General features: G+C 40.5%; 17 protein-coding genes. 3 read left to right on the top strand and 14 right to left on the bottom strand.

Going from position 1 to position 14,468, the window contains the following annotated elements:
• Positions 1–146: 146 nt before the first annotated feature.
• From HMPREF3090_RS09855 to HMPREF3090_RS06025, 8 genes are all read right to left on the bottom strand, one after another.
• Positions 147–314: a hypothetical protein gene (locus tag HMPREF3090_RS09855; protein ID WP_158444756.1), complete on the bottom strand. Its 168-nt coding sequence runs from the start codon at positions 312–314 to the stop codon at positions 147–149.
• A 14-nt stretch (positions 315–328) separates the two neighbouring features.
• A complete protein-coding gene (locus HMPREF3090_RS06055) occupies positions 329–1,141 on the bottom strand; it encodes a bifunctional DNA primase/polymerase (RefSeq protein WP_067975040.1) in 813 nt (270 codons plus the stop codon).
• Between the two features lie 313 nt (positions 1,142–1,454).
• The gene (locus tag HMPREF3090_RS06050; protein ID WP_067975036.1) at positions 1,455–3,068 is read right to left on the bottom strand and encodes a hypothetical protein; all 1,614 of its coding nucleotides are present in this window, start codon (positions 3,066–3,068) and stop codon (positions 1,455–1,457) included.
• Between the two features lie 14 nt (positions 3,069–3,082).
• Positions 3,083–3,379 carry a hypothetical protein gene (locus HMPREF3090_RS06045; RefSeq protein WP_067975033.1) on the bottom strand — a complete coding sequence of 99 codons (297 nt, stop codon included), beginning with the start codon at positions 3,377–3,379 and terminating at the stop codon, positions 3,083–3,085.
• Positions 3,380–3,565: 186 nt separating this feature from the next.
• Entirely contained in the window at positions 3,566–3,859 is a 294-nt protein-coding gene (locus tag HMPREF3090_RS06040; protein ID WP_067975031.1) for a helix-turn-helix domain-containing protein, read from the bottom strand.
• A 114-nt stretch (positions 3,860–3,973) separates the two neighbouring features.
• Entirely contained in the window at positions 3,974–4,291 is a 318-nt protein-coding gene (locus HMPREF3090_RS06035) for a hypothetical protein (protein ID WP_067975029.1), read from the bottom strand.
• Between the two features lie 12 nt (positions 4,292–4,303).
• A complete protein-coding gene (locus HMPREF3090_RS06030; protein WP_067975023.1) occupies positions 4,304–4,510 on the bottom strand; it encodes a hypothetical protein in 207 nt (68 codons plus the stop codon).
• Between the two features lie 102 nt (positions 4,511–4,612).
• Positions 4,613–4,828, bottom strand: coding sequence for a helix-turn-helix transcriptional regulator (locus HMPREF3090_RS06025; protein ID WP_067975020.1), 216 nt, complete (start codon positions 4,826–4,828; stop codon positions 4,613–4,615).
• A gap of 108 nt (positions 4,829–4,936) precedes the next feature.
• Here HMPREF3090_RS06025 and HMPREF3090_RS06020 point away from each other — a divergent pair, with 108 nt between their 5' ends.
• Positions 4,937–5,881 (top strand): helix-turn-helix domain-containing protein, encoded by a 945-nt coding sequence (locus HMPREF3090_RS06020; protein WP_067975018.1) that lies wholly within the window; start codon positions 4,937–4,939, stop codon positions 5,879–5,881.
• Positions 5,882–5,983: 102 nt separating this feature from the next.
• Positions 5,984–7,141 carry a tyrosine-type recombinase/integrase gene (locus HMPREF3090_RS06015; RefSeq protein ID WP_070486175.1) on the top strand — a complete coding sequence of 386 codons (1,158 nt, stop codon included), beginning with the start codon at positions 5,984–5,986 and terminating at the stop codon, positions 7,139–7,141.
• A gap of 291 nt (positions 7,142–7,432) precedes the next feature.
• On the opposite strand, the gene HMPREF3090_RS06010 is transcribed toward HMPREF3090_RS06015, so the two are convergent.
• Positions 7,433–7,705, bottom strand: a complete 273-nt coding sequence (locus HMPREF3090_RS06010) for a type II toxin-antitoxin system RelE/ParE family toxin (protein WP_067975013.1) — start codon at positions 7,703–7,705, stop codon at positions 7,433–7,435.
• The gene (locus HMPREF3090_RS06005) at positions 7,698–7,949 is read right to left on the bottom strand and encodes a type II toxin-antitoxin system RelB/DinJ family antitoxin (protein WP_067975011.1); all 252 of its coding nucleotides are present in this window, start codon (positions 7,947–7,949) and stop codon (positions 7,698–7,700) included. The genes HMPREF3090_RS06010 and HMPREF3090_RS06005 overlap by 8 nt, the downstream gene beginning before the upstream one ends.
• 252 nt (positions 7,950–8,201) lie before the next feature.
• Between HMPREF3090_RS06005 and HMPREF3090_RS06000 the strand changes: the two genes are divergently transcribed.
• Entirely contained in the window at positions 8,202–9,464 is a 1,263-nt protein-coding gene (locus tag HMPREF3090_RS06000) for an NRAMP family divalent metal transporter (RefSeq protein ID WP_070486171.1), read from the top strand.
• Between the two features lie 101 nt (positions 9,465–9,565).
• Here the strand turns inward: HMPREF3090_RS06000 and HMPREF3090_RS05995 are convergent, their stop codons facing one another.
• The 4 genes from HMPREF3090_RS05995 to HMPREF3090_RS10085 form a co-directional block, all read right to left on the bottom strand.
• Positions 9,566–11,770, bottom strand: coding sequence for a glycoside hydrolase family 3 protein (locus tag HMPREF3090_RS05995; RefSeq protein ID WP_067975006.1), 2,205 nt, complete (start codon positions 11,768–11,770; stop codon positions 9,566–9,568).
• Positions 11,771–11,935: 165 nt separating this feature from the next.
• Entirely contained in the window at positions 11,936–12,847 is a 912-nt protein-coding gene (locus HMPREF3090_RS05990) for a LysR family transcriptional regulator (RefSeq protein WP_067975003.1), read from the bottom strand.
• 65 nt (positions 12,848–12,912) lie between these two features.
• Positions 12,913–14,142: an oxidoreductase gene (locus HMPREF3090_RS05985; protein ID WP_067974996.1), complete on the bottom strand. Its 1,230-nt coding sequence runs from the start codon at positions 14,140–14,142 to the stop codon at positions 12,913–12,915.
• A gap of 177 nt (positions 14,143–14,319) precedes the next feature.
• A partial coding sequence (locus tag HMPREF3090_RS10085) for an LPXTG cell wall anchor domain-containing protein (RefSeq protein WP_148130135.1) occupies positions 14,320–14,468 on the bottom strand: 149 nt, incomplete at its 5' end.

Below are 14,468 nucleotides of genomic sequence, written 5' to 3'. Positions count from 1 at the left end.
TGACTAAATACCTTGCTAGCTACTCAATCGCCTACTACCTCTACATTAGCTCCTTTTAGCTTTTAAGAGGGAAAGACCTCCCTAGCTCATTTTCCTTCTGAATCCTGGCTAATTCTTCAATCGGGCAATGTAAATAAATCCATAATTTACGCTTTCTTTTCTTTAATCGCTTTTCGTATTTCATCAATTTCCAATAATTTAATGGCATATTCTCTTATTTCTTTGTCATTTAACTTCAATTTTTTGTTATAAATCCCTAGATACCAAACAATTTCCTCAAGTTCATCAATATCCCTAATAATAGATGGCCGCATTACTTCGCCTCCCTTCACCTATTTAATGCACTATTAACAGTCGCTTCCCACGCTTTAGCCGTGAACTCGTCCCCGTTCTTGACCGTCCCAATCACACACTTTAGGGGCTCTATAGGTTGCTTGCACGTCTTGGCATAGCTTACCGCCTTAAATAAGTCGTTGTTTCTCATGATGCTGGTACCGTTAATAATTCGCTCATATGCTCTCTTACCTTCGCCGTCCCCTGTTCGTCTACTAGGAATATAGCTAAAGTCATAGTTTTTCAATACATTCTTGGCGGAATATTTATCCATGGTCTGCTGTTCATAGTTACCACTTCTGCTAAAGATACGTTTTTCAAAGTCTCCCTTGTAGCAAATAGGGGCAACTTTATTTGACTGATACCGCCCGTTATTGGTCTTTGACCCGTCTAGCATGAAGTAATTATTGTCATGGGCTTTAATGTCCACATTCTCTAAATAACCTATATGTTGACTATAATTTATCCCCTCATTCTTTCTAAAGATAACATGACTTCCGCCGCTGGGCGTTGTTTGTTGCCAAGTCTTTTTAGCATTGGCCACAAACTCATCATAGTAAGGAATTAGCTTAATAGCTTCTAAGCCGTGTTTTTCGCTGTAGGTCTTAGGGGTATCAAAATCAACACACCATACCCCACGGCACAAGACCGCTAGGCCCTGCGCTTGCTTGTATTTGCTGGCATGGTAGTTAATAAATCCCTCTGTAATAGGTACATTAGCAAACTTCAACATTGGCATTTTTTCAATCATGGGAATAACTTGTATTCCAGTTTGTAACAATGACAAGGCACATTCATAGCCGTTCATGGGGCTATTCCTCCTTAATACTTATTTATTAGTTTTTTTAGTACATTCCTATCCATCCCTAGCTAAGGTTTTTAATGAATGGTAGGTTTAAAATGTTGATATATCAACGTTTTGAAACAATTCCTAACCATTTAACCATCCTAACCATCTTTTTCTTATATACACATACATGTCTATGTAAGCAACATGCAATAAAAAATAAGTATCAGTCAACAATAAATAATAGAATGATGGTTAAGATGGTTAGGGTACTGATATAGCAGCATTTCTAATAGTTAGAAGATGGTTAAACAAGGATAGGGAAGGATAGTTTTTACCCTTCCAATACCTGAAACATTCTTTCAAATAAATCTCGGTCACCTATTACATGAACTTTTGAATTTATTCCATCTATCCATTTTTGTTTGTTTGTTTCAACACCAATATCCTTAATATCATCTTGAGCTTTTTTATATTTAAGGCTTCCATAATCTGCTTTAATTGCCTCTTGTAGCCGCTCATCTTTAGCGTATATAAATTTCTGCTCTTTTATTACCCGCAACAATATTTCTTGGGTGTCCGTGAACTCACTCGCCTTATTCACATTAGCGAACGTGTAAGGCTTAAAATTGAATTGTCCCCCTTGTGCCTTCAGGTAATCTAAACTTGCTACCAGGAAGCTAAGCCCCGCCTTTTCGTTTGGTTTACCTTTAGGAGCAATCCATTGCCACCAAGGTGTAAAAGCCTGTTCGGTCTCTTTAGGGCTCTCCTGCTGTCTATCTTTTGGGGCAATATTTACCATTCGGCGCAAGTTCGCTTTAAGGTCTGTTACCTCAATTTTTTCATTGGTGTCTAGGATAAGCACCGCCTCACTCTTGAATGAAATTTGATTCGCCCCAATATAGCGCCCCGTCAATACTTCCCCTGTCCCTATTTTTCTAAGACTAGGCCATTGTTTAGAGGTGATTCGCCCTGTTTCGTTGAGATGAGCCACTTCAGCATCAAGAAAACGCATCAATACATTTTGCTTCTCAATGCTAGAACCATACAACAAGGAATCAGAATCAACGGGAACAACTTCATAGACTGATTTTAAGGCATGCATGAATAGCCCCTTACCTGTCCCCCCTTGGTCTTTGATTAGAAAAATCTTCTCTGCTGGCACTATGTCCATCTTTCTATACATCACATATGCAAAGAGAAGGCTCATGTTATGTAAACATTCGGGCTTGTCATTCATAAAGTCAAGGTAACCTTTAGCCCACTTGGTCTGTAAATCTCCCAATTCCACGTTGGAAAAATAGCTGGCCACAAGTTCCTTCTCCTGTAGCTGATATTTTTTCATTTCTAGGGCTTCAACATCATATAGCCAGCCCTTACCAGCAATCACATAGGGCATCACTTGATAGCCGTGTTCTTTTTCAAAGTGATGCTTAAACAGGTCTTCAAAGACTTGTAAGAAATCATCTATCGCTTGATTCCTATTAACACCATAATGGTTTTTGAATTGACCATCTGTTAGTTGAATATATGAATGGGGTTCGCTTAGTAACAAGAAGCTGTCTAACTCGTGGCTGTAGATAATTTTTTCAGAACATAAATCAGCAACAAACATAGCATAGGCATTAAATCCTTTAGATGTTTTTGCGACTTCATTTTCTTGGCCATCCTTCCGCTTTTCCGTGGTGATTCGACCGTAATATAAGCCCGTTATTCCCGCCTGTATGATATAATTAAGAGGAAGAGATTTAAAATATTTCCCATACTCAAAGCCTTTTGGCATATGGAACACGTCCCCAATATTTTCTATTGATTGGCGTGGACTCTTAATATCCGCAAAATAAATCTTGTTTAAAATATCTTTGATTCTCGCTAGATTGGGTGTTGTCACTCGGTCTAGTTTTTCTTTTATTTGAAATAATCTTTCGTATAGCTTTCTAGCTTCCAAACATGATTACCTCCTTAATTAATTCCTAAGTCCCCCAATAATGATTTAGTTTCTTTTTCATCTTCACTATTGAGCAACACACAATAGACGTCTTCTAAAACAGTTGCATAGTCAGTACAAATCATTTCAATAAATACATCATCTATTCTTTTGCCAAGCGGGGTTAATTCTTTTGCAATTTCAGAATCACACCCACCAATAAAAACAGCTTTCTGGGCTAGCTCCCTTAACTCAATCAATTTAATTAGTGGACTAATCTTAGTAGCAATTAATTTGTTCTGACTTGCTGTTAAATAATTTTTCTTTTCCATGGTTCAATTCCTCCTACCTACAAAAACCTACACTTTAAGCATAAGGAAGAATTGCTTACCTGCTCTTAAATTGATATACTATAAACAAGTCGGGCGCTATGGTGGTAGCTCCCTTTATTGCTTATCTGGCGGTAAGCAAGACTTCTTTTTCCTGGGCTTATGGGGTCTTTACCTCATAAGCCTTTTTTATTGGTATGGGTGCGCTCTGATAAAGTCATTTAATACTTTTCGTTCAATGTAAATTTTGTTGCCTAACTTGCTAAGGGGTAAGTCCATTTCTTTGTGCCACTTCTCTGTAATGGTGTTTCGGCTGGTGTTGTACATGCTACAAACTTCTTCAATCGTCAGCATTTCCCTAGTTACGGCACAATCCCGCTTAGCTTCTTCCATGGCATCACGGTAAATATAGATTAGTGATGCTTTGAGCTGGTTATTAAAGTCCTCGGGCAACTCAAACTGTAGAACATTGTTATTTGTCATTGTTAAACCTTCTTTCTAGTCTTCGATAGGCAATTGAATATAAAAATACCTTGCTTAGGTTGGTGAGTTTAATATTACTGATAGTTAGTCATTGCTATAGGCAAATATGGCATTCTATGACTCGATACCGTGAACATTCTTGAGTAGGCGTTTTGTTGCCTGCTCTTTTTGTTTCTCGGTCATCTTCTTGGGGCCACGTACCCCAACACTACCTTTAATCTCCCCTTCAATGGCTATCAATTTCCCAGTGTCTTCGTGGTAGACCTTGCGACTTGATACATCATCACTTGGAATAATTTTGTTCTCCCACTTCCTAGCATGTGGGGCGTGGTTGGTATAGATAAACCACTTCTTCAATTCAGCATCATAGGTTATTACCGTTTCGGATTCTGTTCGTGGACTTGGTCGGCCCTTGCTGGTCTTAAATTCCAATTTTACGCCTCCCTAATTCTGGTACAGTTCATCATCTTGAATAATCTTATCTCCTGTCACCTCCTCATAATGCTGGGCCTGTAAATAATAATCATCATTACCCGCCTTATAACGCTCTAGGTAAACATGGTTGCTGTACGCCAACAAGCCATACAGAAACAAAAATAATATTGCCGTACTGGCTATAAAAAGCCCTAAACCCTTTAATGTTGTCTTCATAGTCTCACCTCCTAAAAGAAAAATGATTATGTTTTGTAAGTAGTTGTTACATACACACTTACTAATTCAGCCGTGGGGGCTAGTTCCACATAAATAAAGGAATCATTTCCCAACTTTATGAGTAAAAAAAATTTGATCAATTGTCAACTTCTCATCTATTTTATGAAATAAAGATAGAACTATAATTTTTTCCTTATCTGTAAAAGCTACACGGCCTTTTTCTTTCATGTAATAAGATTGTCTTGAAATTCCTAGTTCAGAAGCCATGTCAGCCTGGGTCATACCTAAAGCATTCCTATATCCTTTTAAAAGATTCATTATTTCACCTCCTGAAGTTGGGAAATGATTCTACCCTTGACATTAGTATAATTGCCACTTAGAATAATGTCAAGAACCATATCCCAACATTTTTTAAAGGAGATTATTATGACTGTAAAAGATAATGTTCCAATAGGGAATAGAATTAGGAATATACGGTTAGAAAATGGTCTAACCACTGAGCAATTTGCCGAATTATTTACCCCACCAGCATCTAAAGGAACAGTTAGTAAGTGGGAAAATGGAAAATACTTACCAAATAACAAACGATTAAAAACTATAGCCGACTTAGCTGGCATCACGGTAGAAGAATTATTACATAATAACAAATATAGTTATGAAACTATTGAACAGCTACTAAGTGATGAAGAAAAAGGAATCGCCTTCCTTAATAATCAATTTTCTAAATTATTAACGGAACATATAAATAATAACTTTAGTAAAGTTATCGAAAAAAATAATTTTGAATCTATGGATTACTTAAATGTTAACCGACAAGCTAACAATTTTTTAAAGTTATGGGCTATATTAAAAAACACCTATCGTTCAGAAGTTCAACTAACTGAAGATGATTTAAAAGGCAATGCTACACACCAGCATTCAATCATTTACGATAAAAAACTTTCTGAAGTTGCATATACAAGGCTATCTAAAGAAATAATTTGTTTGTATAAAGAAAATCAGCAAGTAAGCGAACCTTTATTTTATTTAGTAAATGAAAAAAATGAACATCTAATTGAGATAATTCAATACTTAACAAATATTGTAATCAGAATTTTCCTTATCGATAATATTGGGGAAGGCATTGACTATCTTCTAAAAAGGATTATTTCCAGTGCTCAATTGGATATAAACAATCTGTTTGAAGTTAAAGACCATCCTGTTATTTTTCAATCTAATATCATTCAAAAAAAAGAAGACTTTAATAATGCTATAAACTATGAAACATACAAGAATATCCAATCAAAACTAAATGATATAAAAAAATATATTACACTTAATTTAGGCTCTGAATATGATAAGAAACAGATAGAGACCCAACAAGACAACTAGACTATATAACTTATAAAATCTTAGTATTTTTTAGTCATACACCTAACATACACACTTACTAATTCAGCCGTGGGGGTAGATTTAGGAAGGAAAATGTTAGATATGGCAACGTATGAAAAATATACAAATTCTAGGGGTGAATTTTGGTCAGTCCGTGGCTATCTCGGCATTGAGGAAGCCACTGGCAAACAAAAGACGTTAAACAAGCGGGGTTTTAAGACAAAAAAAGAAGCACAAGACTATTACAAGCGTTGTCTGCTTGAGTTCGACAACGGCATGATTCATGTGCTTTCTAAGAATATGAAGTTTAGTCAAGTATATCATGAGTGGTTAGAAATTTATCAAAACAATGTTCAAGAATCCACTTTATCAAAAGTTCAAGATGCTTTTAGGCTTCATATTCTGCCAGCATTCGGGAATTGTCTTATTCATAAGATAACGCCCCAACTTATCCAAACAGAATTGAATGACTGGCATAAACAGTTTAAGGGCTATCGCAAAACCTATAGCTATTTTAAAAGAGTGATGAAATTTGCCTACAGTAGAGGTTACATTAAAGAATTAGTTATTGATAAGGTCATCACGCCTAAAAAGAAACTTAAATATGAATGTGACAAGAAGGATAATTATCAATTCTACAACGTTGAAGAGTTGCGCCAGCTCATGAAGATTTTAGAAGCACAAGAAAGTCGCAAATGGCATGCTTGCATTCGCACCCTGGCCTATACTGGGCTAAGACGTGGGGAAATTCTAGCACTCACTTGGAACGACATTAATTTTACCAATAAGACATTGACCGTTGATAAGGCTGTTGGCCAGTGTAACGGCAATGACCTCTATATCAAAGAGCCTAAGAATGACAATAGCTATCGCACAATCAGCGTTGACGACATCACATTGAATGTTCTTAGACGCTGGCGGGCTGAACAAAGTCAATGGCTGTTAAAGTTTGGCTTTAAGCCCCTGGGCAAGAATCAACTGGTATTCAGCAACACTAAAACTAATGGATTAATGAACCTAACCGCCATCTATACCGCTTTTAAGCGTATATGTGAACTAAATGATTTCAGATTTATCAAAATTCACGGGCTAAGGCATACCCATTGTTCCCTGCTCTTTGAAGCTGGGGTTCCTATGAAAGACGTGATGCAACGCCTGGGACATGGGGACGTAAAAACCACCATGAACATCTATACACACGTCACTGAACAATCCGAACGCAAAAGCGCCCAACTGTTTGCAAGATATGCTAATTTTTAGCGCATCTAGAGGGATAGCTAGAGGGATTGGGAAAAGACAAAAAAATAACATTCTAGAAAGTCCGCTATATCAACGATTTAAGCACTTTGTAAAGTGTTCAGTAATAGACCCTCTCACGGTCCATCGTCTATAAACAGCGTGATAACAAGCTTTTGAAGGTCTTGTTGTCACGCTGTTTTTTTATATTTCTAAATTTATGTACGAGATTTTGTACGAATGTGAGAAAAATTCACCGCCATCACGACTAAACAAGTAAATAATCGCCTATTCATTTATGTGCTCTTCAATCAACTAAAATAATTGATCATGGCTTCCTAGCCTGGTCAAAGTTATATTCCCTTCTCGATCAAGATAGATAATTAAAGTATCTCCATCTATATGAATTTCTTTATAGCCTCGCCATTGCCCCTTTAAATCATGCAAGCGATAGTGATTAAATAAAGCATTTATTTCATTGCGGGCAATTAGACGTATAGCCTGATCAATTTTTGCCATCGGATAATGTTTCTTCTTATAACGTTTATAATCTCGCTTAAAAGCACTGGTAAATTGAAGCTTAGTCATTTAAAGCCTCTAACAAATCATCGACATTGTCAAAACTTTGAAGGCTTCCGCTCTCTGCTTCGGCCCGCGCTTGTCTATTCTCAATCTGCTTTTTGGTTGCAGGCCTAAAAGGTAACTCCCCGCTATTCACGGAATACTTAATAAACAAAGTAATCGCTGTTGTCAGATCCAATCCCATTTCTTGAAAAGTTTCTTGAGCTTGTTCCTTTAAGTCATTATCAATTCTCATATTAATTCGAGCCATATAAACCCCCTCCTTCAGCTTGATTATATCCCATTGTGCTTACAATGTAAACAAATTGATCAAGCATGTGAATTTTTACAGCTTCTCCCTTTCTATCCATCTCCCAGCCCATTTTTTTCGCTAAAGCACTAATTATTGACGAGTTATTAGCCTCTTAACATTAGATTAGTGGTTGTTTTCAGAAAAGTTTTTCTTTATACTTTAGAAACTAATTCAGAGTATTCTGAAAAATTAACGTTAGGAGAACTGATTATGTCCGAACTCGTTACAACAAATCAATCAACCTGGTCCAGCAAGATCAAAGCGATGGGTCCAGGGATCCTCATGGCCTCTGCCGCTGTGGGGGGATCGCATATTGTATCTTCAACCCAAGCTGGGGCTTCCTATGGTTGGTCGCTCTTATTGCTGGTTATTCTAGCTAATATCTTCAAGTATCCCTTCTTCCGCTTTGGGGCAGAATATACGGCGGAAACCGGTAAGACCCTGGTCGAGGGCTACGCTGAAAAAGGTAAGTTCCATCTCTGGGTCTTCTTCATCCTGAATGTCTTCTCTGCCCTGGTCAATACAGCAGGCGTTGCAATTCTTTGTTCAGCTATTATCGCCAGCGCCTTCCCTATGATCACTCTGACCATCACCCAGTGGTCCATTATCCTCATCAGCCTGATCTGGGCCATGCTTCTCTTTGGGGGCTATAAGTTACTGGATGGGATGGCCAAGTGGATCATGTCCGCCCTGACCATCGCTACCGTCCTAGCTGTCATCATCGCTGCCATCGAACACCCTGAGTACAGTGCAGACTTTGTGGAACGGACACCTTGGCAGCTGGCCGCCCTCCCCTTCATCGTCTCCCTGGTCGGCTGGATGCCTGCGCCGATTGAAATTTCCGCCATCAACTCGCTCTGGTCAGCCGAGAAGCGCAAGACAGTTGACTTTAATACGGAAGATGCCCTCTTTGACTTTAACGTTGGCTACATTGGAACCGCCATTCTGGCCGTCTTCTTCGTGGCCTTGGGTGCTCTTATCCAATATCCGACTGGCCAAGCTGTTGAAGCTGCCTCCGCCAAGTATATTTCGCAATTCGTCGGCATGTATGCTTCCGTTCTCGGTGATTGGTCCCGCTACTTGATCACCTTCATCGCCTTCCTCTGCATCTTTGGGACAGTCATTACCGTTATCGATGGCTATTCCCGGGTGAACGAAATCTCCCTGCGTTTACTTCTGAATAAGAAAGAATCCGGGAAAAATGCGCTGAATATCTGGATGACTCTGACTGCTATTATCGGTCTGATCATCATCCAATTCTTTGCGGGACAGGTGGCCACCATGCTCCGCTTCGCCATGATCGGTTCCTTCCTCACCACCCCCTTCTTCGCCCTCTTGAACTATCTCCTGGTCACCCGTGAGAACCAAAATCTCCCCAGCTGGCTCAAAGCGCTAGCCATTGCTGGACTAGTTTTCCTCTTTGGCTTTGCCCTCTTCTTCATCTATGCCCTCCTTATTGGTAAGGCTGGCTAGGAAAAATAAAAATAACGGCCAATAATTAAAGCCGCAGCTAAGTATAATCTTAACTGCGGCTTTTTGGCTATCGAAAATATTATTGATGAACATTGCTTTCCCTATTTCTCCTCATAGGTCAAGCCATAACCATATTCGTACACATTGCCCTGGCTATCCTTGTAAGCATAAGGGATGTCCATATGCTTCTCTTTATCATAGCCGGGGACGTCGTTTGGCGAGACGGAGACGCCATTGTCGTCAACCTCAACTGCGGCATTGTTGGCTGGCAGGGTCAGCGGCAACTTCCCTTTGGCTTCTGCCCGGCCGGTTTGAACGTCCAGGATGGCTTCTAGATAGGTATCGAAGCTAGCGGTCAGGGCATCGGCTAGTGGTTCCACCTGGTCCACAATGAAAGGCATGTCAAAGTTAACGTTAACTACCAATTGGTCGACCTGGTCGCGGATGTCTTTCAGGTGGTCGATATCCACTTCCGTCTCTTTGTGGACTTGCAGGTCCAGGTAGTCATCGGTGGCCTCGAAATAGGAACCAGAGACTGGTTCAGCGAAGATGAGGGCGATATCGGCCTCCCGGTAGTCATTCACGATATCCAGACCTGGGAAGCTTTCACCAACCTTTTGGCGGAGGTCCGCATTATATTCTTCCAAGGACTTGGCTTCGCCTTCTTTGGCCTTTTCAGGGTCAATTTCCTTGGTCAAGACTTCCACATAGACTTTCTTCCCTTTGACCTGGTTTTCTTTGAGCGGAAGGGTTTGGTCGGTATTCTTGAGGACGACCACCGAGTCATGGTGGGCTTCTTGGGCAGTTTCAAGACTTTCGGGAGTCCGCAGCTTGCCATTGGCCCCCTCCACCTCGACATAAGGATCTTCAAAGAGGCCCAATTGGAAGAGCTCCGTCAAGCTTTCTACTAGGCGTTGGTTGACCGTATTCTCATCCACCTTGCCTGACTCAATAGCTTCCTGGAAGACTTCGACTTCATTGGTCCCGGAAACCACGCTAGAACCCGCTTGGAGCATCTTGGCTGCCCGGTCCACCTTGTCCAGATCTTCAGCACCCCAGGCCATCTCATCGAGGACTCCGGTATCGGTATTGATGTAGCCCTTAAAGCCCATCTGGTCGCGCAGGAGCTCTTGGATGAACTGATGGTTGTAGGCAAAAGCAATCTCCTCCTCAAAGTCTCCCTTGAAAGGTGCCTGCGGGGTGTAGGACTTCTCATTAGAAGGAATGGCATAGTAAGGCATGATAGAGCTGGTCCCCGCATCAATGGCTGCTTGGAAAGGAGGCAGGTGGTAGGTCTCTAAGCTGCCTTCCGTCGCATAGATATTGAACTTGCCTTCTTCATAGTGGGGGTCAAAACCATTCTCACGGGCACCTCCGCCTGGGAAGTGCTTGGTCGTTAAGGCTACACTATTCTCATTCAAGGCTTCCCCTTGATAAGCAGGAATAATCTTTTGGATGTAGTCACTGATCTGGTCAGGATTCTCCCCAAAAGTTCCATATGTCCGGTACCAACGCGGGTCGGTCGCCGTATCCACCATGTACATGTAGCCCTTGCGGATGTTAGAAGCGAGGAATTCCTGGTGGCCAATCTGGGCAAATTCTTCCACCCTATCAAGATTATCGCCGGCAGCTAGGCCCAGGGTCCCTGGGAAGCGGGTAAAGTGGTGGCTGTCGCTCTCCGCATTAAATTTAGCCTTATCGTTCTCATTGCGGGAGTTGGAGGCGACAATGACTGGAATGCCTAAGGGAGTTTCCTCAGCCACTTCCTGAAGGGTATTCACCCAAGTCGCAATGTCTTCCGCTGACTCGTCCTCGCGCACAATGAAATGGTGGATGTGCTTGTCATTGATCATCACGGAAGTTGGATACTGGGTCTGCCCCTTGAAAGGCCCCTCTTCATGGACCTTCTCTACTTCGAGCAAGACCCCATCATGACTGGTTTCCTCCCCTTCCTTGGCCGAGATCCCCATGGGCAGGTCATAGATTACCATCTGGCCCGCCTTCTCAGCTGGAGACATCAGAGACACCAAGTTCTCCGCCCGCTCTTCAGGCTTCAAACGCCAGTCCTCATAAGGCGTCAGCTCGCCATCCTTATTCAGGTCCTTAAAGTCCAAACCATCCACCCTAATGGTCTCCACCGACCGAGCCTCCAAGTCACGCTGGTCCGTCTCCGACTTGTAGGCCGTCTCTACTTTGAGCTGGTCGCTTGCCTGAGACGAGGCCTGCTCATCCGACTTCAGCGGCGATGCCTGGCAAGCCGCCAAAAGCATGGCACACGCCGAAACAAGAAGCAATGATTTCTTCATAACAATTCCTCCGTTCAAGATAATGATATTATTATAATATAGCGCTTACATGAATTGCAAATGAAATAACAAGGAATAATTATAGAAAGAATAAGAGCAAGTAATAAAAGAAGAGAAAGATTGCCAAATTCTGACAAGAGTCTTTATTGATAATCAATCCAGGCTCTATTTTCCAACCCTTTTAAGGCCTTGATTTAAAGCTTCAACGAACTCATTTTCCAACTGCATGAACTTTCTTTTAGGATTTGAAATCCAGCCTAGAGCAAAGTGGTCTGGATAGATATGTGATAAATCAAAACTCAGCAAATCATCCATAACTATTCGATTCAGATTGTTATTGAATTGAGTATCTCGAATCACGGATATGGACTGATTATTTCTCAAGGTATCGAGCACTAGCTTAAAAGCCGTTGTGCGAATAGAAACTTTGAGGCTGCCATACTTCATTTCAAAAAATTTAACAAAATCATCAATATATTCATCTTTAAACAAGACAAACTTTTGTGCTTTTAAATCAGCGATACTAATTTCTTTTTTCTTAGCTAAGGGATGGTCTTTCGACATGTAGAGTCGAAATTGGGCAGGAAGACAGTAAGTGAACTTGAGATTTTGAAGTAAGGCATAGTGGGCTTGATTAATAACAATAAAACCTAAGTCCAGCTCCTGATCCTCTACGGCTTGAATAATATCTTTTGTATTTTCTTCGACAATACTTAATAAAAAATTGGGATTCTTCTTTTGAAATTGATTAATTTCATAGGCAAATGGCGCGAATAGTTCATTAGAAACCCCTAGTTTAAAAGATAAAAATTTTTCATCCTGTAGCTGTCTAGCTTCTGCTTTCAAATTACTCATAGCTTTTAAAACTGATTGAGCATGGTCGACAATCCTCAAACCTTCTATTGTTGTTCGGCTCCCATTGGTATCACGAACAAACAGTTTTAAGTTTACTTCTTCTTCTAACTGGTCAATCGATTGGCTGAGAGCAGACTGTGAAATATAAAGATTTTTTGATGCTTTAGAGATGCTTCCAGTCTTAGCAATTTCAACAATATATCGCAACTGATCAAGGTTCATTTCGGCCCCTCCCCATAAAAAATTCACCCCCATTATAGCATGGAATGGAGGTGAATCAGTGAAGGCTAGTTTTTATTTAGGTGATCTAAATTATATTCCGATCCTGTTCCGTCTTTAAGCACTGACTTGTCGAGACTCTCCCCTTCATGGAGATGGTAAATAGACTCTCTACCTGGTAAGAAGGGGTACATATTAGGATCTGAGAAGAGATTAATCAGACCTGGAGTTAGTTGGGAAACTTTAACTTGTTCGGGTGAGATTTCATGAATAATCTCTTCACTCCGCCCCTCAACTATCTTTTGCCCAAATTGGGGATCAATCAATGTCGCCCGTCCTACAGCAATAAGATCTGTATATTGGAGGGCATCTTCAGCATCAGCCTCAGACATCACATTACCGACAATAATCTTTTTCGTATCTTCAGCAATCACATCGTCAAAAAGCTCAGCATAGGTTTTCTCCTCGCCCGCTGGCTTGCTATTATAAGCTGGTAGAGAAAGGTGAATATAGTCAAATTCAAAATTTTCCGTTAAGTAGGCAACCAATTGCTTAGCCTCCTTATAATCATAGCCTACTGTTTCGCCATGAATTTCTTCTGGTGAGATACGATAGCCGACAATAAAATCTTTTGGCGCCGTTTCCTCCAAGGATTGAAAAACACGTTCAACAAGAGTCACAATAAAACGCATTCTATTTTCTAAATTTCCGCCCCATTTATCTTGACGGCGATTAGACCATTTTGAGAAAAATTGTTGAAGCAGATAGTGGTTGGCCCCATGGATTTCAATACCATCAAAACCACAAGCTACTGCCCGCTTAGCTGCTTGGACAAAGTCATCAATGACTGCAAAAATATCAGCTTCCGTCAGCTCTTCCACTTCATAATCTAAAAAGCCAAAATCAAACGAAGATGGAGCATAGACCTTCTCCCCTTGCTGAGCACGCCAATTCGATTCTCGTCCCGAATGCGCTAATTGAAGAATGGCCTTATTACCATCTTTCTTAAGAGTTTGAGCAATCTTAGTCATACCTTCGATGTAAGAATCATTGTAAAAACCGAGTTGTTCCCGATCATCTGCCCATGAACGCGATGGTCCGCCTGCAAAACTTACATAACTATATTCTACAATCACCATTCCTGCAGATTGTGAGCGCGCACTGTAATAATTAAGAGTGTCCTCTGTTACATACCCATCATTCTTACCAGAGTTAGTTAACATTGGGGGTTGCACAATGCGATTATTTACCTGTGCCCCATGACGAAAAGTAATCGTATCAGTTAATTTTTTTGACATCCTTTTTACCTCCTATATTTTCTTTAATCTCAGTTTATCACATTGTTTGTGATTAAAATAACAAGTTAAATTGAAGGGGGATTAAGCTGTACTTATAACTACTAGAATGTAATATTTCTTTGATATGAAAAAAACTGTGCCGATGATTATCGACACAGCTTTATCTAAATACCTAAACTATTTCTTTTTCTTTCGATCAAATACTAAGCTGCCAACACCTACAAATAGACTAACTGCAATTGTTCCAGCTGACATACCAGACACTGCACCTGTTTGAGGTAAGCGGCTATTGGCAACTACACTTTGTTTTTCTTTTGCTTGCTTAC

It is taken from the genome of Aerococcus sp. HMSC23C02, from assembly GCF_001806805.1.
GTDB lineage: Bacteria > Bacillota > Bacilli > Lactobacillales > Aerococcaceae > Aerococcus > Aerococcus sanguinicola.
This window is presented reverse-complemented; position numbering and strand designations above follow the sequence as displayed.

Coding starts and splice junctions, on each gene's coding strand:
- HMPREF3090_RS06045 (WP_067975033.1), bottom strand. CDS start 3,379: ATGGAAAAGAAAAATTATTTAACAGCAAGTCAGAACAAATTAATTGCT.
- HMPREF3090_RS09855 (WP_158444756.1), bottom strand. CDS start 314: ATGCGGCCATCTATTATTAGGGATATTGATGAACTTGAGGAAATTGTT.
- HMPREF3090_RS06055 (WP_067975040.1), bottom strand. CDS start 1,141: ATGAACGGCTATGAATGTGCCTTGTCATTGTTACAAACTGGAATACAA.
- HMPREF3090_RS05990 (WP_067975003.1), bottom strand. CDS start 12,847: ATGAACCTTGATCAGTTGCGATATATTGTTGAAATTGCTAAGACTGGA.
- HMPREF3090_RS06000 (WP_070486171.1), top strand. CDS start 8,202: ATGTCCGAACTCGTTACAACAAATCAATCAACCTGGTCCAGCAAGATC.
- HMPREF3090_RS06005 (WP_067975011.1), bottom strand. CDS start 7,949: ATGGCTCGAATTAATATGAGAATTGATAATGACTTAAAGGAACAAGCT.
- HMPREF3090_RS06040 (WP_067975031.1), bottom strand. CDS start 3,859: ATGACAAATAACAATGTTCTACAGTTTGAGTTGCCCGAGGACTTTAAT.
- HMPREF3090_RS06030 (WP_067975023.1), bottom strand. CDS start 4,510: ATGAAGACAACATTAAAGGGTTTAGGGCTTTTTATAGCCAGTACGGCA.
- HMPREF3090_RS05995 (WP_067975006.1), bottom strand. CDS start 11,770: ATGAAGAAATCATTGCTTCTTGTTTCGGCGTGTGCCATGCTTTTGGCG.
- HMPREF3090_RS05985 (WP_067974996.1), bottom strand. CDS start 14,142: ATGTCAAAAAAATTAACTGATACGATTACTTTTCGTCATGGGGCACAG.
- HMPREF3090_RS06010 (WP_067975013.1), bottom strand. CDS start 7,705: ATGACTAAGCTTCAATTTACCAGTGCTTTTAAGCGAGATTATAAACGT.
- HMPREF3090_RS06025 (WP_067975020.1), bottom strand. CDS start 4,828: ATGAATCTTTTAAAAGGATATAGGAATGCTTTAGGTATGACCCAGGCT.
- HMPREF3090_RS06020 (WP_067975018.1), top strand. CDS start 4,937: ATGACTGTAAAAGATAATGTTCCAATAGGGAATAGAATTAGGAATATA.
- HMPREF3090_RS06015 (WP_070486175.1), top strand. CDS start 5,984: ATGGCAACGTATGAAAAATATACAAATTCTAGGGGTGAATTTTGGTCA.